General features: G+C 43.3%; 16 protein-coding genes. 3 read left to right on the top strand and 13 right to left on the bottom strand.

From position 1 onward, the window contains the following. Positions 1 to 186 precede the first annotated feature (186 nt). Positions 187 to 669: a cytidine deaminase gene (locus H9626_RS04175; protein ID WP_178256662.1), complete on the bottom strand. Its 483-nt coding sequence runs from the start codon at positions 667 to 669 to the stop codon at positions 187 to 189. 136 nt (positions 670 to 805) lie between these two features. Here H9626_RS04175 and H9626_RS04170 point away from each other — a divergent pair, with 136 nt between their 5' ends. After that, on the top strand, positions 806 to 1,696 hold the full coding sequence (locus H9626_RS04170; RefSeq protein WP_178256808.1) for a glucosaminidase domain-containing protein: 891 nt from the start codon (positions 806 to 808) through the stop codon (positions 1,694 to 1,696). A gap of 14 nt (positions 1,697 to 1,710) precedes the next feature. On the opposite strand, the gene rlmH is transcribed toward H9626_RS04170, so the two are convergent. Beyond that, positions 1,711 to 2,184 carry a 23S rRNA (pseudouridine(1915)-N(3))-methyltransferase RlmH gene (gene rlmH, locus H9626_RS04165; protein WP_178256809.1) on the bottom strand — a complete coding sequence of 158 codons (474 nt, stop codon included), beginning with the start codon at positions 2,182 to 2,184 and terminating at the stop codon, positions 1,711 to 1,713. Between the two features lie 83 nt (positions 2,185 to 2,267). Between rlmH and nadC the strand changes: the two genes are divergently transcribed. Both nadC and H9626_RS04155 read left to right on the top strand, forming a co-directional pair. After that, a complete protein-coding gene (gene nadC, locus H9626_RS04160; protein ID WP_191709658.1) occupies positions 2,268 to 3,122 on the top strand; it encodes a carboxylating nicotinate-nucleotide diphosphorylase in 855 nt (284 codons plus the stop codon). A 235-nt stretch (positions 3,123 to 3,357) separates the two neighbouring features. Further along, positions 3,358 to 3,966 (top strand): DUF4923 family protein, encoded by a 609-nt coding sequence (locus tag H9626_RS04155; RefSeq protein WP_191709657.1) that lies wholly within the window; start codon positions 3,358 to 3,360, stop codon positions 3,964 to 3,966. 92 nt (positions 3,967 to 4,058) lie between these two features. On the opposite strand, the gene H9626_RS04150 is transcribed toward H9626_RS04155, so the two are convergent. The 11 genes from H9626_RS04150 to H9626_RS04100 all read right to left on the bottom strand — a co-directional run bounded on the left by H9626_RS04150 (position 4,059) and on the right by H9626_RS04100 (position 23,802). Beyond that, positions 4,059 to 5,252 carry an alkaline phosphatase family protein gene (locus H9626_RS04150; RefSeq protein ID WP_191709656.1) on the bottom strand — a complete coding sequence of 398 codons (1,194 nt, stop codon included), beginning with the start codon at positions 5,250 to 5,252 and terminating at the stop codon, positions 4,059 to 4,061. A gap of 116 nt (positions 5,253 to 5,368) precedes the next feature. Further along, positions 5,369 to 8,578 (bottom strand): outer membrane beta-barrel protein, encoded by a 3,210-nt coding sequence (locus H9626_RS04145; protein WP_191709655.1) that lies wholly within the window; start codon positions 8,576 to 8,578, stop codon positions 5,369 to 5,371. A 714-nt stretch (positions 8,579 to 9,292) separates the two neighbouring features. After that, positions 9,293 to 9,838, bottom strand: coding sequence for a 30S ribosomal protein S16 (locus tag H9626_RS04140; RefSeq protein WP_178256814.1), 546 nt, complete (start codon positions 9,836 to 9,838; stop codon positions 9,293 to 9,295). A 109-nt stretch (positions 9,839 to 9,947) separates the two neighbouring features. Next, positions 9,948 to 11,936 (bottom strand): OPT family oligopeptide transporter, encoded by a 1,989-nt coding sequence (locus tag H9626_RS04135; protein ID WP_191709654.1) that lies wholly within the window; start codon positions 11,934 to 11,936, stop codon positions 9,948 to 9,950. 180 nt (positions 11,937 to 12,116) lie between these two features. Then, entirely contained in the window at positions 12,117 to 12,659 is a 543-nt protein-coding gene (locus H9626_RS04130; RefSeq protein WP_191709653.1) for a hypothetical protein, read from the bottom strand. A gap of 176 nt (positions 12,660 to 12,835) precedes the next feature. Continuing rightward, positions 12,836 to 13,282: a PepSY-like domain-containing protein gene (locus tag H9626_RS04125; RefSeq protein ID WP_191709652.1), complete on the bottom strand. Its 447-nt coding sequence runs from the start codon at positions 13,280 to 13,282 to the stop codon at positions 12,836 to 12,838. Between the two features lie 991 nt (positions 13,283 to 14,273). Continuing rightward, the gene (locus H9626_RS04120) at positions 14,274 to 14,837 is read right to left on the bottom strand and encodes a helix-turn-helix domain-containing protein (protein WP_191709651.1); all 564 of its coding nucleotides are present in this window, start codon (positions 14,835 to 14,837) and stop codon (positions 14,274 to 14,276) included. A 342-nt stretch (positions 14,838 to 15,179) separates the two neighbouring features. Further along, positions 15,180 to 17,519, bottom strand: coding sequence for a glycoside hydrolase family 3 N-terminal domain-containing protein (locus H9626_RS04115; RefSeq protein WP_191709650.1), 2,340 nt, complete (start codon positions 17,517 to 17,519; stop codon positions 15,180 to 15,182). A 29-nt stretch (positions 17,520 to 17,548) separates the two neighbouring features. After that, positions 17,549 to 18,844 carry a hypothetical protein gene (locus tag H9626_RS04110; RefSeq protein ID WP_191709649.1) on the bottom strand — a complete coding sequence of 432 codons (1,296 nt, stop codon included), beginning with the start codon at positions 18,842 to 18,844 and terminating at the stop codon, positions 17,549 to 17,551. 38 nt (positions 18,845 to 18,882) lie between these two features. Beyond that, the gene (locus H9626_RS04105; protein ID WP_191709648.1) at positions 18,883 to 20,577 is read right to left on the bottom strand and encodes a SusD/RagB family nutrient-binding outer membrane lipoprotein; all 1,695 of its coding nucleotides are present in this window, start codon (positions 20,575 to 20,577) and stop codon (positions 18,883 to 18,885) included. Between the two features lie 33 nt (positions 20,578 to 20,610). After that, a complete protein-coding gene (locus tag H9626_RS04100; protein WP_191709647.1) occupies positions 20,611 to 23,802 on the bottom strand; it encodes a SusC/RagA family TonB-linked outer membrane protein in 3,192 nt (1,063 codons plus the stop codon). Positions 23,803 to 23,812 lie beyond the last annotated feature (10 nt).

The following is a 23,812-nucleotide window of genomic DNA, read 5'->3' as shown; positions in this document are numbered from 1 at the left end:
CGGGTAGCGTTTTTCATGCCTTGAAAAGGGGGCGGTGAGGTTACTTTATCGGACAATTCAAACAGATTCTTAACCATATATTTGTATTTTATTGGGATGCGCAGAAATGCGCAAAGGTTAGGCAAGCCACGGCTGGAAACAGTCGGGACTTGCCTTTTTTATTGACTGTTTGAAAACTCAAGGCAGTTACTTTGACAAGAAATCTCCGCCAAACGAGAGCGGCAACAAGTCTTTTACTCCGTCTATCTGATAAATTTCTTTTTCGCCGTATAACAAGATACGGATAGGCTGGTGGTAGCGTTGCTCCGTTTCAAGCAATACCTGCCGGCAGGCTCCGCAGGGAGGGATGGGAGTGTCGATAAACCCTGATACCGTGCGGGCGGCAATGGCAAGTGTCTTTACGGCTTGGTCGGGATATTGCGAATTGGCGTAGAACAGGGTAGTTCGTTCGGCGCATATTCCTGAGGGGTAGGCGGCGTTTTCCTGATTACTGCCCGTTACGGTTGCTCCGTTGGCAAGCAGTGCGGCTGCGCCCACTGAAAAGCCGGAGTAAGGCGAGTAACTTCGCCGTGTGGCTTCTTTGGCAAGATCTGTCAGCCGACGGTCTTCTTCACTCAGTTCGTTGTAGCTTAAAGCACGGATTCGGATGTCTAATTTAATTTCTTTCATGGCAGTAATGTTACATTTTCTGTTCTTACAAATGTAAGAAAAAAACAATCTCTCCTTGTAAATTTCTGTATTTTTAAGTTTTTATCAGAAAGCAATCCGCTATCTTTGCGGGGCATAGTATTAACACCGGAAAGAAATGAAGTTATTACGTTATATCTTGATATGTTGCTTGGTAAGCATGGCCTGTGTGGGCAGTGCGGCCCAGCGTCGTAACAAAGCGTACGAAAGTTATATCCATAAATATCGTAAAGTAGCGGTCGACGAAATGCACCGCTTCCGCATACCCGCAAGCATCACGTTGGCACAGGGCTTGTTAGAATCGGGGGCGGGAAAAAGCGCGTTGGCGCGTCGGTCGAACAATCACTTCGGTATAAAATGCGGCGGAAGCTGGGACGGGAAAACCGTCCGTGCCAATGACGATGCCCCCAATGAGTGTTTCCGCGCTTACGACAGTCCGAAAGACTCGTACCGCGACCACTCGCTTTTTCTGAGTAACGGCGCACGCTATGCCTTTTTGTTCCGGTTGAAAATAACCGATTACAAAGGGTGGGCAAGGGGATTGAAAAAAGCGGGTTACGCCACCGACCCGCGTTATGCCGACCGGCTGATTAACATCATCGAGCTGTACGACCTTGATAATTACGACCGGAAAGGCGGACTGAAGTGGGTGGAAGAGTTCCCGAATCCGCACCAGCCTTATTTGGCAAACGGCATGTTATACGTGATAGCCCGTCGCGGCGATACTTTCAAATCGCTGTCAAAAGAATTGGGTATCAGCAAGAAGAAACTCCGTACGTATAACGAATTGCCGAAAGATTACCAGTTCAGGGGCGGCGAAGTGATTTACTTGGAAAAGAAAATGAAACGCGCCACGAAAGACAACATCGTCTACGTGGTACGCGCCGGCGACTCCATGTATTCCATATCCCAGAAGTTCGGTATCCGGCTGAAAAACCTGTATAAGCTGAACAAGATGGATGAAGATGCTCCGGCACCGAACGTGGGCGACATTCTGCGTTTGCGCTAATGGGATAAACGGTTCTACTCGTGGTGGTAGGGGCTGTTGTGCAGGATGCTCAGCCCGCGATATAGCTGCTCGATGAAGATGAGGCGAATCATCTGGTGTGAGAACGTCATTTTCGACAGCGATATCTTTTCGTGGGCAGCCGCATAAACGGCGGGCGAAAACCCGTATGGTCCGCCGATGATGAATACCAGCCGCTTGCTTACCGTGTGCATTTTCCGCTCTATCCAGTTTGCAAATTCGATGGAGCGGAACTCCTTTCCGTGTTCGTCTAACAGCACCACCACGTCTCCCGGCTGAAGCGATTTCAGTATAAGCTCTCCTTCTTTTTCCTTCTGTAGTTCGGGGGTAAGACTTTTGGTGTTCTTCAGTTCCGGAATCACCTCCATGTCGAACGACGCATACCGTTTGGTACGTTCCGTATAATCGTTAATGGCAGTAATAAAATGTTTCTCAACGGTGCGTCCTACTACGAGTAACGTAAATTTCATAATTCTTTTTCGTTAGTTTGTGTTTGCAAAGATAATGAATTTCTCTACCTTTGCCTTTGTAATTAAAACACATAAAAAACGATATGGACGAAAAAATTGTAAAAGATTTGATTGACCGTCTCATCGACCTTTCGTTTGCAGAGGATATAGGAGACGGTGACCATACTACTTTATCTTGCATCCCGGCAGATGCTATGGGAAAATCGAAACTCTTGATTAAAGAAGAAGGTATACTGGCTGGCATTGAAGTGGCGAAAGAAGTGTTTCATCGTTTCGACCCTGACATGAAGGTGGAAGTATTTATTCACGACGGCGCACATGTGAAACCGGGCGATGTGGCTATGGTGGTGGAAGGCAAAGTACAATCGTTGTTGCAAACCGAACGCCTGATGCTGAATATCATGCAGCGCATGAGCGGCATTGCCACGATGACCAATAAATATGTAAAACGCTTGGAAGGTACCAAAACCCGCGTGCTTGATACGCGCAAAACCACACCGGGTATGCGTGTGTTGGAAAAGATGGCAGTCAAAATAGGCGGGGGAGTGAATCACCGTATCGGACTGTTTGATATGATTTTGCTGAAAGATAACCATGTCGACTTTGCCGGAGGCATTGACAAGGCGATTACCCGTGCGAAAGAATACTGTAAGGAAAAAGGTAAAGACTTGAAGATAGAAATCGAAGTGCGTAATTTCGATGAACTCCAACAGGTGCTCGACTTGGGTGGTGTAGACCGTATCATGCTCGACAACTTTACGCCTGAAAACACGCGCAAGGCGGTAGAAATGGTAGGCGGACGCTATGAAATCGAGTCATCGGGCGGCATTACGTTTGATACGTTACGCGATTATGCCGAATGTGGCGTCGATTTCATTTCGGTAGGCGCATTGACTCATTCCGTAAAAGGATTGGACATGAGCTTTAAGGCTTGCTGATTTGATAGATTAAAAACAGGCTCTTAGAGCCTGTTTAAATTTTCCGATTAAGTATTTTTATCCGCCCCTTTTTGAGTTTGTTTCCGGTCTGTTTCCCTGTTTTTACTCGTCAGATAGCCCGCTATCCTCCTTGTAAAAGCCGAAAAACATCCTCGAAAACAATTCTCAAACTGAGGCAGCGCAAAATTTAAACAGGCTCTTAGCCGTTATGAATAAAAAATAGGAGGTAAAAACTATGAAAAGATTGTTTGGAGGTGTTTTGTTGGCTTGTTTGCTCTGTTTCGGAGTAAACCAACTGCCTGCTCAGGATTTAAAGTCAATTCTTTCCGGAGTGGCAAAGGTGGTAGGCAACAAAGTAAGCGGAACAAGCAGTTCGATAGAAGGTACATGGACGTTTGTGGGCCCCGACTGCAAATTTGAGAGTGATAATCTGTTGGCGAAAGCCGGCGGAGAGGTTGCTGCCCAAAAAGTGGAAGATAAAATGAGCGGTATTTTAAATACGCTCGGTTTTAAGGAGGGAACTACATATACGTTTAACGCAGACAGCACGTATACATCGGTAGTGGGCGGACGTACAACTAACGGAACGTACAGCTACAATGCCGAGTCGGGCGAACTGACGCTGAAAACACGTTTGGGCATAAAGATGAATATGGTGGCTTCGAAAGGATTGACAGGTGATAAACTGAGCCTTTTCTTTAAGGCTGACAAGGTGATGTCGCTCGCCCAGTCGATATTGGGAAAGGTTTCAAACAGTTCATCTAACTCGGCTGTCAGCACTGCCAATTCGTTGCTGAAAGAATACGATGGCTTGCTGTTGGGCTTTGAGATGAAAAAGCAGTAAGAAACATAGAAGCCATTTATAAGTTAGCGGACGAAGTGGATGTATATATGCCACATTCGTCCGCTGATTTTTTTGTCCTCAGTGAATGTATTTTACTCTGCCAACATGTTTCTTACAGCATCCAGACTGCCGTCGGTGGGAGCGGGAGTGATGTGGAGTAAGTGAGCCAAGAGCGAGTAGATGCAAACGTTCGGAAATTTAGGTGCTTCGTAGCCTTTTTTGAAATCAGGACCGCAGGCACGGAACATGACCTGCATGTCGTCATACGTAGGGTCGAATCCGTGAGCACCGCCAACCCGGAAATCTGTTTTGTCGGTCACTAACCATCCCAAGTCGGGGACTACCACGATGTCTCCCACCGAAGGATTCGTTCCGTAATGCAAGTAAGCAGGAATCTTGCCTTTTTTCCATACCCGTACGTGGTCTAACCCTTGTAATGCCTGATAGATGGAGTCATGATATTCCTCCTCAGCATAAATCTGGGCAGGCAGATTGCCTTCTATGCGCTTATACCATTCGGGCTTTAAACGTTGGGTGACGGATACACAGCGGTCGGGACTTACAGTAGCCATGCCGTGGTCGGAAGTAACAATCAGATTGACATCTTTGCCGAATGGAAGCGTTTGAATACCCTCCCACAGTTGCTTCATCAGCGCATCAAGTTCGGTGATACATTGGCGCGTTTCGGCACTGTGAGGACTGAATGAATGTCCGTAGTGGTCAGGGTCTTCGAAATACGCCATAATGAGTTGCGGACGGTCTGTCTCCGGTTTCTTTAGCAATTCCAAAACCTTTGCCACACGTTCCGCGTAGTTCAGGCGCGGTGTATGAGCATACACTTCATAGTATGTAGGATATTGTCCTTTGACAGCAATGTCCGAACCTACCCAATACACATTTCCGGTTTTCACCCCTTGCCGTTGTGCTGTAATCCAGATAGGTTCTCCCCCGTAAAAAGAAGCATCGTTTCGGGTCTCGGAATCACTCATCGAATATAACTTCTTTTTTTCGGGATGCCAAAACGAGTTGGCCACGATGCCGTGGTGGTCGGGATAAAGCCCGGTGGCAAGCGTGTAGTGGTTAGGAAATGTCTTCGAAGGAAACGAGGGAGTCATAACAGCCTGTACGCCCTCTGCCGCCATGCGGTCGAAGAACGGTGTGTGATACATCTTGACGTAATCCCATCGGAATCCGTCGAGCGACACGATAACTGTATAATGCTTGTTCCCGGCTGCGAGGGGTGAAAGCAGCAGAAGCAGAGTAAACAATAAAAGGGGTCTTTTCATAACTGATGAGGTATTTAAATGTTTCAGGCACGAACTGCATCGGTAACACATTTGTCTGTTGAGGTGTACCCGGTGCAATCCGTGCCTGATTGTAAAAATGAGATATCAAATAAAGATTAGAATGTCAGTCTTACACCAACTTGAGCGTGCCAGCGAGAAGATACATCGCTCTTAGTGATGTTGTTATTGCTGTTATACTGGAACGTCGGAGTACGGTTGCCGTTGCTGTCGGAGGTAATTCCTGTAACTCTGACCGGTGAAACGTTATAGATATTGCCATACGTTGCACCCCATTTCTTATTCAGCATGTTAGCAAAGTTGATGATATCGAATGTAAATTCCAGTTTACCAACACCCTGTATGTTATGGATGGTTTGAGATAAATGGAGATTTACTTCGTTTTCCCACGGGCTGAGGTTTGAGTTACGTTCAGCATACTGTCCGCGGTGGTTCTTTGCATAACTGTCGTTTTCAATCCATTGCTTAAATGCCTCTCTACCTTCTTCTGCTGTCATTACAACTTGGCCGTTGCTTTCTTGGTCTACAAAGTTCATTTGAGCTAATTCTGCATCAGTCGGGATGTAAAGCAAGTTGTTTCCTTTCCATCTGTCACCGTTGAAGTCGGTAGATTCGTTCATCGTCAAGCTGTAACGTCCGCCATTAAATCCGTTGTAGATAACTGAGAAACTGGTAGACATCCAGCCGTTCCAATATTTCGGAGAATTATATGATACTTGCACCATTACGCGGTGAGGAATATCGAACTTAGAGAAACCAAGTTCACCGTTTGAGTTAGTATCACGTGAATAGTTGTACTGCCAGTTGGAAGTTGCTACAGAACTTGTTCCGTCGTTGACTGACTTAGCATGTCCGAATGTATATGAAGCTGATAGGTCTAAGCCGAAGTTGAAACTTTTTTCCAACATGGCAGACAGCGCGTAAGTATATCCCTTATTCGTATTCTTCAGGTTGATGATACTGTTATAATCGCCTGACGCGAATGAATAATAAGGAGCTGACGATGCTTCTACACCGGGGATAGAATATACTGTGCCGCTTCTTGTAATGGCAAGGTTCTCAAAGAATACGTTATGAAGGGTCTTTGAATAGATACCTTCTAATGTCATTTTTATGTCACCCGGCAAACGTTGTTCCAAAGCTAAATTGGCGCGTAAAGTTTGCGGGAACTTGAAGTCTTTGTTGATAGTAACGATGTCTTGTCGTTGTGCTTGACTTGCTTGAGAGTTCAAAGCTCCTAACGGGTTGTCAGCATATTGACCTAAAGACGGTGCATATCCCGTAGTGTTACCTTTGTCGTCCTGCTGTGAATATACATTGCCAGACTTCATTTCAACGCCAGTGTTGTTGAAGGCATTACACAACCATACGAAAGGCACACGTCCGGTGAACAATCCCACACCTCCACGCAACAGGGTGTTGTGGCTGTCGTCGGTATACCAGCGGAAACCAACACGCGGTGAGAACATCACTTTAGCACTCGGCATTTCGCCTACTCTTACACCGAAGCCTTGAGCTTCTGCATACGTATTGAAGTCATTGTTGGTAGAAGGAGAGTTGAACGTAACAGGAATATCAATACGCAAACCATAAGTCAGGTTGAAATTGTTAGTGATATCCCATTTGTCCTGAGCATAGAATCCGAATTGTCCGGCTTTCATTACAGGAGCATAACGGGTATCTCCACCTGTTAATTCAGGATCAGTATATTTGTAGAAGAATCGGTCGGGTTGGTCATTTAAGAAGTCATCCAACGTATCAAAGTACCATGAGCCGTTTGAACCCTGAATGAACAAATTCTGCATACGGTAAATCTCATTGTGTGTACCAAAGGTCAATGTATGCTTTCCTAAGTACCATGACAAGTTATCTTCGAATGTATAGATATCTTGATTCAGGTAGTTAGCTCCTGAAGAGTATTCTGTACCGATGTTGGCTTCGATGAAAGATACGCCGTCACCTCCCGGAACATTGTCGATTTGTACGGTCGGAGCACTGTATGCTATGTCGCGGTGGTCGCGTACGAAACTTGCCGATGCACGCAATTCGTTATACAGATTCTGTCCCAAATGTGAGTTCAACTCAGCTACGACAGAGTTTGTTTTGTTATTCATGCGGTAACCGCTGTTGTTAAATCTGTAACTGTCAGTTCCGGGGCTGTAGTTGTCATCATACGAATTATTATGCTGGTAACGGATGGCCAATTTATGATCTTGGTTAATGTTCCAGTCGATACGGGCTAATAATCCGAATGATTTTTGGTCAACATTACGTTGTGCATATCCTTCTTGGATACCTGTATATTCATAATATTTGTCAGCTATTTGTTGAGCTACATCAGCTGTGATATAGTTGCTGGTATATCCCGGATAAATGCTTGACGGATAAGATTCTTTCTTGCCTTCTGCACTTATGAAGTAGAACAATTTGTCTTTGATGATGGCACCACCCAATGTTCCACCAAACGTACGGGTGTATTGCTGAGCCATGGGCGACTTGGCGTAATCGCGGATGGCGCTGTACTTGCCATACATGTTTTGGTTGTTGAAGTAAGTATAAGCCGAACCGTGTGTGGTGTTCGTACCCTGCTTGGTGATGGCGTTGATACCTCCTCCTGTAAATCCGCTCTGGCGAACGTCGAACGGAGCTACTACAACTTGAATTTCCTGAATGGCGTCCATTGAAATCGGGTTGGCTCCTGTCTGTCCTCCGTTCGTACCCGAAGCTGCCAGACCGAATACGTCGTTACTTACCGTACCGTCGATTTGGAAGCTGTTATAACGGTTGTTTGAGCCTGCAAACGTGATACCGCCGTTTTTATAAGTCATAGCCATCGGCATGTTCTTTACGATGTCATACACGTTACGGTCTACCGTCGGGGTGTTTTCGATGCGTTGAGTTGAGAAGTTTTGAGAAGCTCCGGCGTTAGGTCTTGCGTCAGCAACTACTACCACTTCGTCCAGCAGTTCGCTGCTTGGTTCCATTGTAGCGTTCAGGCTCAATGTGTTACCCAGTTCGAGGTAAAGTCCGGTATAAGCTGATTTCTTATAACCGACGTAAGTAATCTCGATTTTGTATGGACCTCCGGTACGCATACCTTGAATGGTATATCGTCCGTCGATGTTAGTTACCGCTCCATACATAGTACCGGATGGTTCGTGAACAGCTACCACTGTAGCGCCGATTACCGGTTCTTGGTTCTCGTCGATAACTTGTCCGCTGACTGCGGAAGTTGTCACTTGGGCGCTGGCACATATTGTCATTGCAGATGCCACTGCCGCCATCAAGAATTTAGATTGATTCATCATAAAGGTTTGATTAAATGATACTTAGTCTCTCTGTTTTCTTAAAGTTGTTATAGTTCGCTTTAGTCAATAGTAGTTTTCGTTATTTCCCTTGCGGGTTTTCATTGATTTTTGTTTCTTTTGATGCAAAATTAAGTATTTTTTTCAATACAGCGTATATTAGGTTTTATTTTAACAAATAAATCGGTAGAATATTAACCTTTTTGTAATGCAGAGTGAGCAAAATTCTTTTATTGATGTTCGTATTTCTTTGGAAAATAGGCGGGTAACAATAATTACAAAATGTAATCATCTCGTAATACAGATGAAGAAAACGTTTCTGTGTACGGTTTTTATACGCTTTATCAGCCTGTTTTTTTCGATGGATTCCCGTTGCTTGGGAAAGATGTGTAAGTTTTGACGGGCTTTTTGTGTTGAATTTAGAAGAAACTGTTTGGCGAAAGTACGGAGGGGGAATTTCCTTGTCGGAATATCCCGCAAAACGCAACCGTTAGCGTTGCCCGGTTCTAACGGATGCGTTGCCCATTTCTATTCGTAAGACGAGGCAGTTCTACCGCTTGCGTTTTTTAAGCTCCCGGATAAGGTGTAAAAGGTTTAAAATGAACTCGTTGTAAATTAGCTCACTTCATCGATAATCGACCTTTTCGGCAACCTCTTTAACGCAAAAATGGCCGCCTCTTGATAGAGACAGCCATTCCTGTTTTCTTGTAAGAAGAATTATGCTTCAGCCGGAGCTTCAGTAGCTTCTTCAGCGGGAGCTTCTGCGTTTGCAGCAGCTTCAGCTTCAGCCTTAGCAGCAGCTTCGGCAGCTTTCTTTTCAGCTACTTTCTTAGCGATTTCTTCGTTTACTTTCTTTTCAGCTTCCAAGCGAGCTTTTTCTTCAGCTTTCTTAGCTTCCATTTCTTTAGCTCTCAATGCTTCCAAACCGGCTTGTTTGTTTTCTTTCCAAGCGTTGAAACGTGCTTCAGCCGTAGCTTCGTCGAATGCACCTTTAGCAACACCGCCCATCAAGTGTTTCTTCATGTAAACACCTTCGCGAGAAAGGATGTTGCGTACTGTGTCAGTAGGTTGCGCACCTACCATTACCCAGTAATATGCGCGTTCAAAATTCAAATCTACTGTGGCAGGATTGGTATTCGGGTTGTAAGTACCAATTTTTTCAGTAAACCGACCATCACGTGGTGCTCTTGAATCCGCAATAACAATAGAATAGAACGCATAACCTTTGCGTCCGCGTCTTTGCAATCTGATTTTAGTTGCCATTTCTTAAACGTTAAATTTTAATGTTAATGATTTGAATTATGCCATTAGCTCGTAATGGCGGGTGCAAAGGTAAGACTTTTCTTTTGAATGACAAAGGATTAGTCTTTTTTTATTTCTTCAGTTTCATGCTTGCTTTTACGAAGAAGGTAATAAGCAGGATGTAGACAACGAGTGAAACGGCTTCGCTCATCGGGTTGTCAAGCCATGTTTCGTTGACGAAGTTGATGTCGCAATAACGCATGATGGCACTCACCACACCCATCAGTGCACCGCCGGCTATGAATCCCGATGCCAGCAGCGTTCCTTTTTCCCCGCGGGCGTTGTTTACGGCTTCGTCTTTGCTGCGTGTCGTCACATACCAGTTTACAGCTCCTCCTACCAGTAACGGTAAGTTCAGTTCCAGCGGGATAAACATTCCCAGCGCAAATGCCAGTGCGGGTACTTTACAGAATGTCAGTACGAGAGCCAGCAGTGCGCCGATGCCGTACAGCAGCCACGGAGCGCCTACACCGTTCATCAGCGGGTCGATAACCGCCGCCATTGCATTGGCTTGCGGAGCCGCTAATTGTCCGCTCGTAAATCCGTAAGAGTCGTTCAACACCATGATAACGCCGCCTACGGTAGCTGCCGACACCAATGTGCCGAGGAATTTCCAGCTCTCTTGTTTCTTGGGAGTGCTTCCTAACCAGTATCCGATTTTCAGGTCGGTAATGAATCCTCCCGCCATTGAGAGCGCCGTACAAACCACACCACCCATTACAAGTGCCGCCACCATACCCGTCGCACCGTTCAGTCCTACTGCCACCATGATTACCGAAGCTAAGATAAGCGTCATCAGCGTCATGCCCGATACGGGATTTGTTCCTACGATGGCGATTGCATTGGCAGCCACGGTGGTAAACAGGAAAGCGATTCCCGCTACCAGCAGGATGGCTACCACGGTGTGGAGGATATTGCCTTGCATCACATCGAAGTAGAAGAACAGCAACACCAATAGCAGGGTAAAGATTGACCCGAAAGCGATAATCTTCATCGGAATGTCTTTCTGCGTGCGCTCTACGTTTTCTTCTGCTTTCTTTCCGCCCATTTCTTTCGCTGCGAGGCTTATCGCGCTTTTAATGATTCCCCACGAACGTACGATACCGATGATGCCTGCCATTGCGATACCACCTATACCGATGCTCTTGGCATATTCGCTGAAAATGGCTTCGGGCGACATGGCTCCTACGGCAGTGGTGATTTCAGGGTTCCATGCGTTCAATACTTGGTCGCCCCAGAACAGCGACATCCCCGGAACAATAATCCACCATACGGCGAGCGAACCGGCACAGATGATGGCGGCATACTTCAGTCCCACGATGTAGCCCAATCCCAAAACGGCAGCTCCGGTATTGATTTTGAATACTAATTTCGCTTTGTCGGCTATGGTCTCGCCCCAGCCGCACACACGGCTCGTAAAGTTCTCGTTCCACCATCCGAACGTTCCGGCTATGAAGTCGTACAGTCCTCCGATGAGTCCCGCCAGCAGCAATGGCTTCGCTTGGTCGCCACCTTTCTCGCCCGATACCAATACCTGTGTGCTTGCCGTAGCTTCGGGGAAAGGATATTCGCCGTGTTTCTCTTTAACGAAATATTTGCGGAACGGTATGAGGAACAAGATGCCCAATACGCCACCCAGCAGCGAACTGATGAACATCTGCATGAAGTTAACCGTCATTTCGGGATATTTCTCTTGAAGAATATAAAGGGCGGGCAAGGTAAAGATGGCTCCCGCTACGATAACTCCCGAACAAGCTCCGATGGACTGAATCATTACGTTTTCGCCCAATGCGCCTTTGCGTTTAGTTGCGCTCGATACGCCTACCGCGATGATGGCGATAGGGATGGCGGCTTCGAACACCTGTCCTACCTTCAATCCTAAATAAGCAGCGGCGGCAGAAAAGATAACCGCCATGATGATGCCCCACGTAACCGACCACAACGTTACTTCGGGATAAGTTTTACCGGGCGACATCAGCGGTTCGTATTTCTCTCCCGGTTTAAGCGGACGGAACGCATTATCGGGCAGTCCCGTCGGTTTTTCAAGTTCTTCTTTCATTTTGCAGGTTTACTATTTTTGATAATTAATAATTCGTTTGTGCGTCCAAAAATAGTAAAAGTATATTGAATATAGGGAGAAACAGATGAATTTTTCTTGCAGAGGGGGTGAGGGAGGCGGGTTGTATTTGCGTTTGTAGGCGTTCGCCGACTGAATGACGGACGCCTACAAAGTGGGGGCTTACGGTTGCTTGTCTACCACCACTCTTACCAATCTTATGGTAGGCTGGTGGCTGAATAGCGGATTTCTGTCTTCTTTCGCGTATTCTTCGGCAGGAGTGGCTTCAAGTTCTACATCATTAACGGTGATGGTTTTCAGTTGGGTTTCTTTGTAGTCTTCTCCCTCTTCCAGAATCCATGCGGTATCGAAAACAACGGGTTCTTTCCACAGCTCACAGCTTACCTCGAATTTGAAGTTGCGGTTATCGTCTAAATGTTCTTCTATTGAATGGTTAAATCGAGTATAGTAACGCCTGTCTTCCCCTTGAAAAACAGTTGTATACCAGAAATTTTTATATTCTTGTAGCGGTTTGATACATTTTATTGAGAAGTCTGTTGGTTCCATTGCTTTAGTAACAACAGGATTTCCTTCGCTGTTTACAAATTCAACATAAAAAGTGTAGTTTATAAATTCACAACCGTCTATAGTTTCGTCTTCTTTGCAGCTTTGCATAAAGAGGAAACCGACAAACGCCGATAGGATTAAAAAATAGATTTTCTTCATAACGTATGTATTTTAGGATTCCAGTCGCAAGTTAAGAAAATTTGTAAACATTTCAAAGCAAAAGCAGGGAATGTTTGCGGCAGTGCGTGGCTTTGCGGAATATGCAAAAATCGGCTGCTCCGGTAGGCGGAACAGCCGATGGCTTACGTCGGTTTAATCAAACAGTGGTTAAGAAACTAATCGTTGTCTCGGTCTAAGTCGATAACATTGCATTTGAGGTCGAACTTGATTTCCCAGAAGTTAGACAGTTTCACTTCGTATTCGTAACGGTCTTTTTCGATGTGTACCACTTTTGCATCGGGATAATTTTCTGTAACAAACTTGTTGATTCCGGCGGGGATGGCAGAAGCAGGTACGGTAAGCGTGCGGCATTTCATTTCTTTCCAGTTTCCGTCGCTGTCAAATTCTAATTTGTCGCCGTTGATAAATACAAGGTCATACGATTTTTTCAGGAAATCGGTCTCCTGTTTCACAAATGCCACCTTTGCATCCGGGAAGTTCTTTTTTACGAAAGTTTGCGCTGCCTGCGGAAGCTGTTCAAACGCAATCGGCTTTTCGCTGTCGGCAAACATCACTTGCATGGAAACCAAAACACCTACTACTAATAATGCTAACTTTTTCATAAGGCTATAATTTAAAGGGTTATTAAATACTTTGTTTGTTTTTCTATCACAAAAGTCGGCAGTGATTCTGAAAAGAATTAGGAATGTCGGCTTTTCTTACAAAAAAATCAAGAAAAAAACGGCAGAAATATGCGCCCGAAACGCAACCGCATACGTTGACCGGTTTATGCGGTAGCGTAAGGTAACTTATGCGGATGAGTAAGTGAACACATGCGGTAGCATTTTTACCCCAAATTCCGGCATACCGAATCTGTCCTCAGCATGTCAAAAAACGGGTGTGCGGAAAATAAATCTCCATTTGTTTCGGCGATAGGATAAATAGCTGTATTTTTGTCTCTCGAAAATACGAAAAAGGTCTAAGTGAATGAAAATGAGTTGCAGTTACCAACTCATAGTAGTAATAGGTTACGAATTAGTTAGTTATCTACTGTTTTATTCTTCTATGCGTTGCGTAACCTTCAAAGAACTCTTCGTATGCAAAAGTAGCATATTAATGGCATATATTGAAATAAAAATCCAGCTTTTTAAGCTCCACAGACAAGTTTTTCCGTAAAAGCGATTTAAGGCGTAGGAACACCATCGTCAATAAATCGACGACCATGTTCCTACTATTGCATAAGCATAGAAAAGGGCTTTGCGTCACGCCTGAACCATGTTCAGACTGATGATGCAAGGCCCCTTTCTTTTTTTGCTTATGCCACAAGCGGTGCTTTTACGGCTGTCACCTGTTGATTTTCTTTTTTTTTGTCGGTTCCTCTAATCGAAAACGGAAGTCATGGGTAACCACACCTTCCATAAATGAAAAGTGCCATTACCCATGACGGCAAACCGGAAAGAAAATTGCAACCGCATAACTAAACAGGTTTAGCCACACGGTTGCAACATACTTTCTTGGAATGTTTGCCAGTTTCACGTTTTCGCCGTATCCTTTTTTTTGACATTTCCTTTCTTTTCCCGGAACATTTCATATCCAATATGCCTCCACATCCGTTTACCTCCATTTTGATGGTCTTTCAGGCAGTCGCATCAGGTGGATCGTTCCCGTTCTGGGTGCAAAGGTAAATCCGGGATTGGGATGCTCAATGGTTTTTAGAAAAAATCTCCAGCCCTGCGGGTAGTATTTTTTCTTTGAAAACCCTTGCTCAGGCTTTCTTCTGATTTCCTGATAGATACGTTCCTTAGATATGCGTTTCCCCTCTTTTTTCAGATGTCCTGAAATTTGTTCCGGAGACCATCCTTTCCCTTTGAGTAACTTTATGGCAAGCTCCAGCACCCCAGGTTTTATTGCTGTGTTGCGTACTATTCGCTCCCTCTTTTCACGGGCCATTTCATCAGCCTGTTTGGGATTATATCTACCGGTCTTTGTCCTATTACGCTTCAACTCACGTGAAATGGTGGATGCTGAACGTTTCTTTTCGGGAAGAGGATTACCGGAGGATATGGCTGCTTCCTCTTCAATACGGTTTAATTCGTCTGCTATGGCTTTTAATGAAAAACCATTTTGGCGCATGGTAGAAATTGTGTACCTTTGCGCAAGGGTTAATTGATTGTACATAAGCAATACAAAGTTAATTAATCTTGGGGAGACTTCGGTCTCCCTTTTTGTTTTTTTGCATTGCCACAGGGAAAGGTTTTCTTAGCCATACATACCTCCTAAAATAATGAAAGCGGGGCTGAAATCAGACAGCCTCGCTCCTTTACACTATTTCAGTGTGGTACATGAATCTATTGCTTGGTCGAGTTGCTCCTCAGTAGAGCTCGCCTCCTCTTTGATTCACGAGACAAAGTTAACACTTTCCTCCTTGAATCTACTACTTTTAAAGACCAAAACGTTGCACTTCGTTTTGGAATCTACAATTTCAAAATGACCAGGCTCGTTAAAAGCAATCAGACAATGCTATTTATTAACACAGATATTAGCAGTTTCCCATTTATGTGTATCAGAACATTTAATATTCAAGACTTGATTTCCTACCTGCATACGGAAATCACCTTTCTCAAGTATCCATTTTCCGTCAGCACCTACAAAAGCAAGATCACTTCCTTTGATAGTCAATGTTACAGTTTTGGTCTCACCTGGCTGTAATTCCACTTTCTTGAATGCGCGCAGCCTGCGATTCTCTGGTGTGAGCGATGCTACCAAATCGCTGCTGAACAACATTACAACTTCTTTACCTGCAATCTTTCCAGTATTTGTAACGTCTATTGTAAATTCCAGTTTTTCGTTTTCAGTAAAAGTATCTTTATTCACACGCAGATTCCTGTAATCAAAAGTAGTATAACTCAAACCGTAACCGAAAGGCCATTGAACAGAAATTACAGCATCATAATCGTATGCACCTTCCATCTTATCCATTTCCTCGCTTACACGATAATCGTATGTAGTAAGTTCAGCTTGGTTTCTTGGATATGTATATGGCATCTTAGCACTTGGATTTGCATCACCAGCAAGGATATTTGCCAATGCATCTCCACCATAATTACCAGGCAACAAGATATTAATTACACCGTCTGCCAAAGGTTCAATGTCACTTATAACACGTGGACGACCGCCATTTATTACAAGAACAATAGGCTTGCCTGTCGTAGCAAGAGCTTTAACAAGGTTACGCTGGTTTTCAGAGATTGCAAGGTCTGCCAGATTTCCAGGAGTCTCGCAATATGAATTTTCGCCTATACATGCGATGATTACATCTACATTCTTTGCTGCAGCCACAGCTTTTTCTATTTCAGGAGTGCTTTCTTCGTAATACGCTCCTTCGGCAACGTATGTAACTCCTTGTTCTAGGGTTACCAAATCAGTGCCAAACTTGTTGCTTACAGCTTCGTAGATGGTATTATACTCACCTGCAAAACGGTCGGCAAGATGTCCTTGCCATGTATAACTCCATCCGCCGTTAAGGCATCTCATTGAATTTGCATTAGGACCTGTCACGAGGATTTTCTTACCTTTTGCCAATGGTAATATGTTATTATTGTTTTTCAGCAATACTTCCGATTCTTCGGCTGCTCTAAGTGCGATTGCGGCATGTTCCTTACTGCCGAATTTAGGATAATCCTTATAGTCAGTATTAGGTTTTTCAAAAAGTCCCAAACGGTATTTCAGACGGAGAATACGACGTACGGCATCATCAATACGACTCATCGGCACTCTTCCCTCTTCTACCAATTCCTTCAACAGTGTACAGAAATCAAGATTGTAAGGTTCCATAGCCATATCGATACCCGCATTGATGGCAATTTCAATAGCTTCCTTTTTGTTGGCTGCTATTCTTTCACGAGTATATAGGTTATTAATATCCGCCCAATCGGTAATCAACATTCCGTCCCATTCCAGATCTTCTTTAAGCCATTCTGTGAGTAACTGCCTGTTGGCATGCACAGGCACACCATTAATGGAAGCACTGTTTACCATTATTGTCAGCGCACCAGTTTCTACGCAAGCCTTAAACGGAGCAAAACACTTCTCTCTTAAATCAGATTCTGATATATATGCAGGAGTACGGTCTTTACCAGTACGGGACATGCTGTAACCAAGGTAATGCTTGACAGAAGCAGCTACACGGTCTTCTGAAACATGATTAGGGTCATCTCCCTGAAAACCACGAACAGCCTCACTGCCCATTATGGCATTAACCAGACAGTCCTCCCCATAATTTTCCCAAACACGCGACCAGCGAGGATCTCTTGCCATATCCACCGTTGGTGAATAAGTCCAAGGACAGTTGCTTGCTCGTGTCTCGTATGCAGTTATAACGGCCGACTCGTATGTCAGTTCAGGATTAAAGGATGCACCAAGATTGATATTCTGCGGGAAAAGCGTTCCACCAAGGGTATAAGTAGTACCATGAGTCTGATCCAAGCCGTAAATACAAGGAATACCTATTTCCTTCATAGATACTTCCTGAATATAACCGATGATTTCTTTCCATTTCTCACGGCTTTGAGCAACCGGTCCGGGAGCATTCAGTACAGATCCGACCTTGTACTTTCCAATTGCATTTTTTACTTTTTCCTTATCCAGTTTGAACTCTCCGCCCACCACATTGCCAAGAACATCTATTGACAGTTCTGTCATCTGTCCGACCTTTTCTTCCAAGGTCATTCCCGCTAATGTAGCTTCAACCTTCTTCTCTATTTCTGTATCTTTCGTCAAACTGACAGGAGTTGCCGCCTGTACGAAGCAGGCAGCATTTCCTATTATTGACGATACAAATAATACTTTTCTTAAATTCATATTTATTAATTTTTTTCTTGGTAAATAAATTATTCTTCGTAAGTAATTCTATCAACGTAATATCCGAAACCTACACAAAGGAATCCATCTTGCGAATTCAACAAGTCAAGTATCTCTTGTGACATAATTATGTCACTAACACCGTCCGCATAAACATCAAACTCAGGGTACCCGGGAAGTTCTGTCCACCATCCGGAAGAGAATCTGATTTTATGATAGCTATCATCAGATTTAATTGAGTAATATACCTTTAATTTTGTTCCTACAGGCAAATTCTTCACATCATTCTGCACCGCATCAAACAATCTGTTTGGATTACCTTCAGGTAAATCCCATGATACATAGTGATGACCCTTCCATAATTCAACTTCCAATGGAGAGTCTTTTACCGTAACTGCAAGTTCTGTCTTTATCTCACCATCAATAAAGAAACTAACATTTTCTCCGAATTTGGATATACCTGTCAATACATAATCTCCGTCTGCAATTGCAGGTGAAATGAATGTAAGACGAGTTGAATACTGTTCAACGAATGTAGTGATTGTATTTCCACCCAATGACAACGAAACAACCTTGTCAAGATTCAAACCGGTAATAGTCCACTCAGCATCAGGACGCTTGTTTTCAGGTCCTGCAGTTATCAACGGCCGGGAAGTAACATCCATTGTATTAGCACCGTATCTATTGCCTTCCACATCAATAAATACCACACGATACTCACCGTCAGACAATTCTGAAGGAATTTTAAATTCAATATAACCATCTGATTCCACGTATGTTATATCAGAGATTTCCACTTCCTGATTAGTTTTAGACTCGGCAATGTTTATCTGCTTTAATGCTACTTTTGCAACCTTTTCAAGATTTGTTCCACTAAGACGTGCCCATCCTCCAGTTGCGACAATACGTTCAGATATTACTTCTTCACTCTGAGGATCTTCAGCCAAAGCTTTTATTTTTACAAGTCCTTCACGGAAAGTTGTTTTTCCTACAGGAGTTGAGACATCAACCCTAAGATGATAAACACCGGCATTAAGATTCATCTCGAGCGTCTTTTCTGTTCCGACTTCTTCACCGTCAAGAGTCCAAACCACAGAAGTGAAATCAGCAGGCGTAGTTGTTACCGTTATTGAGAACAATACATCCCTGTCTATTTCAGAAATAGTTCCCAGTCCACCATTAGCGTCACGCTCCGGAAACGTAGGGGCTATAATACGAGGCTCGTCATCTGCTGTTGCAGTAGAAAATGGCTCTTCTTCACTACAAGATGTAAAAGAGAAACCTGCACCGAGCAATATAAATAATATCCAATATATATTTTTCATTTTAATACGAAATTTAAATTGTTTAGTGTACTAAATTTTTATTCTTTATCCCACCATACAGGAATATTCCAACTGTTAGTTCCACCCATACGGTCCAAAGCTTCCTGATAACCTTCCTTGTTGTAAGAAGACTCAAGTATAGGATAGCACAAACGTACAGGAATGTCGTATCCACCAGTAAGCTTGTCTGCCGCATAACCATATTCTGCAGGAGATTTCAGCTTTGGATATCCTGAACGACGTATGTTAGCCCAACATTCTGACAGATTATGGAAGTGAAGAATCCAAGCCTGAGTATTTATTGCTTCTTTCTTGCCTTCGTCACTAAGAGCAGAAATAGGGTGATTTGCTATATAATCGTTTATATCCTGATCGTCAATTTCGCAATCATAGTTATCAACTAGAAATGCCATCGAAGCCTTAACTCCATTTTCGTAATGCTGCTCAACAGATGTAGCACCTACGTTCCATCCTTTAAGCTTAGCCTCGGCCAATAGGAACTCAACCTCAGCGTATGTCATCACAACACCCGGGTTGTCAGATTTAAGGAAATTCTGGGCCAATTTAGGACGGGTAGCATCCTGTAACCATGGATTTGAGTAATTCGTATTGTCAGGATACCTTTCTTTAAGGTCCGCTATAATTTCACTCCAATATCCATTATCCGGCCATGGTTCATACCAGAATTCACCCGGTTTAGAAGGGTTGAACTGTGCACCCAGTTCCAGCATTTCGTCTGTCAGATCAATACGGTTATTAGGATTTGACTGAGTCAGACCCTTGTCGAAATAACAACGGGTAAGTGCAAAAGTACGAGGGTCGTCATTGTCCTTCAAAGTATTGAAGAAAGTAGAACAGATATAAGTCTGATTATTTGCAGGGTCATTACCAAAATACAACTGTGACAAAGCGTTACGTCTGTAATCTGTATATGCTTCCTGACCAAAATTGAATGTAAGCTCCATATATTCAATCAATGCGTCATCATCAGCACTTGTCATATAGCCGGCAGGATCTGTAAATGCCTTTTCAAACTCTTCCTGCGCCTTCTGTGGAGAAACATCAGATATACGCATAGCATAACGCATACGAAGAGAATTTGCTAGCTTTTTCCATTTTCTTATATCTCCATTAAATATCACATCACCTGTGATTTCATCTTTCTTATCGTCTAAAGCGGCAGCGGCTTCAGTCAGTTCTGTAAAGAAACTGTTGTAGATTTCCTCTTGTGTATCATAACGTGGACTTGTTATACCACTGATAAAACCTCTGGCTGCCTCTGAGTATGGAGCATCACCGTATGTATCTGTTATGATAGACATAAGATATACTTTGTAAATCACAGCAGCGGCATGTATGTTCACTTTGTTCTCGTCACCTTCTGTCTTTACCTCAGCATCTACAAGATTCTTGATTCCTGTAGTATAAAGATTTGTCCAAAAACGATTCATTTCGTTATTGTCAATTTTGTGCTGACCTCCGTAGTTTGTTGTATTCCAACATCCCATAAGCTGCTGCGTAAAGGCACCTATATAGCTTCGGTATATTTCTATCATTCCAAGGTCGCCGTATGTCTGTAGTTCGGCAAAAGTCAACTGTGAATTTGGGTCAATATTTTCAGCTTTCGACGGGTCTGTATTCATGTCATTCATGTATTCATCACTGCAAGCTGTAAAAGCAAGTGCTAATGCCATGCACATTGCTGTTTTTATATATGATTTGTAACGTTTCATTGTGTATTTCTTTTTGAAATGATTTAGGATTAATTAGAACTTAACGTTGACATTGAAACCATAGCTTTTACGTGAAGGCAATGAGCCATATTCCATACCCATACCTGTAGTATTGTTATAGTTCGAATCAGGATCGATATTAGGAATATTTTTCCAAACGATAAACGGATTACGTGCAACGAAAGACACTGTCAATCCTTGAACCTTATTCTTCAACCATGTCTTTGGTAACGAATAGCTCAATGTGATTTCACGACATTTGATATACGAGTTATCATAAACGAACATTGACGGTGCATAACGGCTGATATTCATCCAATAATCCTCAGGATTTACGTAAATATCGTTAGGACGATATGTTCCGTCACCATTGTCTATTACACCTGGGGCAATGAAACCGCCTGTAGGTGTCCAGTTTGCTTCGCTGATACCAAGAGCCTTACGCTGTTCTTCTGATTTATACCATTCTTCGCGTCCTTCCAATGTTTCCAATGCTTTACCGGATTCGTATGCGGCACGGGCAGACATTGAATACAAATCGGCGCCAACCTTAATATCGAATACAGCAGCAAGTGAAACATTCTTGTATGTGAAGTTCGTTACTACACCACCTGTCCAATCCCATGAAGCGTTACCCAAAATATGATTGCTATTGTCGTATTGTGGCAAACCGGTGCTTGGATCAATCAAGATATCACCATTTTCATTGCGTTTGAAATCAGGACCAATGATAGAACCAAAATTTTCTCCTACTACAGCTGCTACCTGAACATCCTGCCATGTAGCCTTTTCCAGCTCGAACAAATCAATACCGTCAACCAACTCCTTAACCTTGTTATTGTTCTTGGAGAAGTTGATGTTCAAGTCCCATGAAAAGTCCTTTGTCTGGATAGGACGAGTGTTCAAAGCTATTTCAATACCGTTATTCTGGATTTCTCCAGCGTTAATCATACGATATGTATAACCGGAAGCCCATGAACTCGCCATCGCCATAATCTGGTTTTTACTAGTCTGATTATAATAAGTAAAATCCAAACCAATACGGTTATTCAGGAATTTCAATTCCAATCCCATTTCGTATGAATTGGTTCTTGTAGGCTTTAGGTCACGATTAGGGATAGTACTGTTACTGATAGAACCTAAAGTATATCCTGGATAAGTAAATTTAGATTTCGTATATACCAGTCCCAACTGATAAGGATCTGTATCGCTACCAACCTGCGCCCAAGAAACACGTAGTTTACCGTAAGGCAGAAGATTGTGATTCTTGATAAGTTCAGAGAATACAAAGCTACCTGAGAATGAAGGATAGATATATGTATTGTTATTCAAAGGCAATGTGGAAGAACGGTCTCCGCGCAATGTAGCATCAAGATATATCAGGTGTCTCCATCCTACATTTACTGCACCATAAATAGAATTTATCTGCTTTCTGTAATAATTCTGTTCCACACTTGTTTCATTAAAGCTCATGAGCGCCACAGTTTCACGTATCTTCATATCCTGAGCTGTAGTGATTGTAGTCTCATTATTCACTTTATACAAGTTGGCACCCAATGTCGCATTGAAATCGAAATCCCCCCAGGAGTTGTTATATAGAGCCAACATTTCGAAGTTGTACATACGGTTTCTGAAATTGCTTATCTGCAATCTGCCTGCTTCATAGCCAGGAGTAGTAGGAGCCTTGAAATCCTCAAACTTAAACCAGTTGAATTCAGCTCCGACAGTACCTTGAAGCTTAAAATGGTCAGCAACGTTCCATATTGCCTTACCATTGAAACGGAACTGGTCTTTATCAGATTGGTTCGAGTTTTTGTAAACATCCCAGTAAGGGTTTACATTATATGGATCCAAACCATTCCAATTAGAGTATTCACCATTTGCATCCTGATATGTTTTCAGCCATTCCTGATCGTATGTAGTGGCAAGAGTCATAAGGTTTTTACCGACATTACCTTTGCTGTCGCCAAGAGCCGGACGGTTCTTTACCGATTCGCGTGTATAGTTTGTACTGAAATCCAGATCTACTTTTCCCATACTCGTATTGGCACGCAAATTGAATATGTTACGGCTCATATTGGTATTAGGAACTATATCTTTATTACGCATATCGGTGTAAGTGAAACGTACTCCCGACTTTCCATGACTTGAGCTTAAAGTCAATGTATTTGTTGCAGTCAAACCTGTACGGAAAAAACCTGATACATTATCAGGAATTATCAAATACGGACGCGAAACACCATCAAAATAATCCAGCATATTTGAACCGTCGGCTTTTGGTCCCCAACTCTTATTTGTGTTTGCAACAGCATTTATACTGTAAGTGCCATCACTACCCATACCATATATTTGCTGAACTTCGTTCCATTTAGCAAGTTGAGTTTCAAATGTCATTGTACCATTATACTCAACACTCATACGTTCACCATCCTTACCGCTAGCCTTCTTTGTTGTGATAAGAATTACACCGTGACTGGCACGGCTCCCATACAACGCTGAAGCAGCAGGACCTTTAAGAACAGACATATTCTCTATATCATCAGGGTTAATGCTTGAAATACCGTCACCCAAGTCATAACCTCCTTCCGTACCGGCACTGCCATAGTTTGTATTATCCAAAGGTACTCCATCAATGACATACAGAGGTTGGTTGTTTCCTGTCATTTCTGTATTACCACGCAAAAGCACACGTGTAGAGCCTGAAGGACCACCTGCAGTCTGACTGACAACCAGACCTGGAACACGACCAGCCATAGAGTTAATCACATTAGTCTCCTTAGCTTTTGTCAAAGCCTCTCCCTTAACTTCATCAACACCATAACCAAGTGCCTTACGTTCACGTTTGATACCCAATGCGGTAACAACGACCTCACTCAAAACCTTGCTGTCTTCCTCTAGGGTGATATCCAGTGGTGCAGTACCAACTTTTACTTCTTTTGTTTTGTAGCCTACAAAACTTATAACCAGTGTAGCACCCTGTTGCACATTCAAGACAAAATTACCATCCATATCGGTAATGGTTCCGTTGGTAGTACCTTTTTCAACAATAGAAGCACCGATTATAGCTCCCATAGCATCTTTGACATTACCTGACACTTGTCGGCTTTGTTGCATTACTGAAAGATTATTTTCCGTAACCCCAGCATTCAACTGCGGCATTCCTCCAAAAAGGGATAGAAACAATGTACCGCAATACAATGTGTACTTGTAGTTTAATCTTCTCATAAGTTTTTAA

It is taken from the genome of Phocaeicola faecium (assembly GCF_014837055.1).
Lineage (GTDB): Bacteria > Bacteroidota > Bacteroidia > Bacteroidales > Bacteroidaceae > Phocaeicola > Phocaeicola gallinarum.
This window is presented reverse-complemented; position numbering and strand designations above follow the sequence as displayed.

Excerpts from the sequence above, each read along its gene's own strand:
- H9626_RS04175 (WP_178256662.1), bottom strand. The coding sequence starts at position 669 with ATGAAAGAAATTAAATTAGACATCCGAATCCGTGCTTTAAGCTACAAC.
- H9626_RS04170 (WP_178256808.1), top strand. The coding sequence starts at position 806 with ATGAAGTTATTACGTTATATCTTGATATGTTGCTTGGTAAGCATGGCC.
- rlmH (WP_178256809.1), bottom strand. The coding sequence starts at position 2,184 with ATGAAATTTACGTTACTCGTAGTAGGACGCACCGTTGAGAAACATTTT.
- nadC (WP_191709658.1), top strand. The coding sequence starts at position 2,268 with ATGGACGAAAAAATTGTAAAAGATTTGATTGACCGTCTCATCGACCTT.
- H9626_RS04155 (WP_191709657.1), top strand. The coding sequence starts at position 3,358 with ATGAAAAGATTGTTTGGAGGTGTTTTGTTGGCTTGTTTGCTCTGTTTC.
- H9626_RS04150 (WP_191709656.1), bottom strand. The coding sequence starts at position 5,252 with ATGAAAAGACCCCTTTTATTGTTTACTCTGCTTCTGCTGCTTTCACCC.
- H9626_RS04145 (WP_191709655.1), bottom strand. The coding sequence starts at position 8,578 with ATGATGAATCAATCTAAATTCTTGATGGCGGCAGTGGCATCTGCAATG.
- H9626_RS04140 (WP_178256814.1), bottom strand. The coding sequence starts at position 9,838 with ATGGCAACTAAAATCAGATTGCAAAGACGCGGACGCAAAGGTTATGCG.
- H9626_RS04135 (WP_191709654.1), bottom strand. The coding sequence starts at position 11,936 with ATGAAAGAAGAACTTGAAAAACCGACGGGACTGCCCGATAATGCGTTC.
- H9626_RS04130 (WP_191709653.1), bottom strand. The coding sequence starts at position 12,659 with ATGAAGAAAATCTATTTTTTAATCCTATCGGCGTTTGTCGGTTTCCTC.
- H9626_RS04125 (WP_191709652.1), bottom strand. The coding sequence starts at position 13,282 with ATGAAAAAGTTAGCATTATTAGTAGTAGGTGTTTTGGTTTCCATGCAA.
- H9626_RS04120 (WP_191709651.1), bottom strand. The coding sequence starts at position 14,837 with ATGTACAATCAATTAACCCTTGCGCAAAGGTACACAATTTCTACCATG.
- H9626_RS04115 (WP_191709650.1), bottom strand. The coding sequence starts at position 17,519 with ATGAATTTAAGAAAAGTATTATTTGTATCGTCAATAATAGGAAATGCT.
- H9626_RS04110 (WP_191709649.1), bottom strand. The coding sequence starts at position 18,844 with ATGAAAAATATATATTGGATATTATTTATATTGCTCGGTGCAGGTTTC.
- H9626_RS04105 (WP_191709648.1), bottom strand. The coding sequence starts at position 20,577 with ATGAAACGTTACAAATCATATATAAAAACAGCAATGTGCATGGCATTA.
- H9626_RS04100 (WP_191709647.1), bottom strand. The coding sequence starts at position 23,802 with ATGAGAAGATTAAACTACAAGTACACATTGTATTGCGGTACATTGTTT.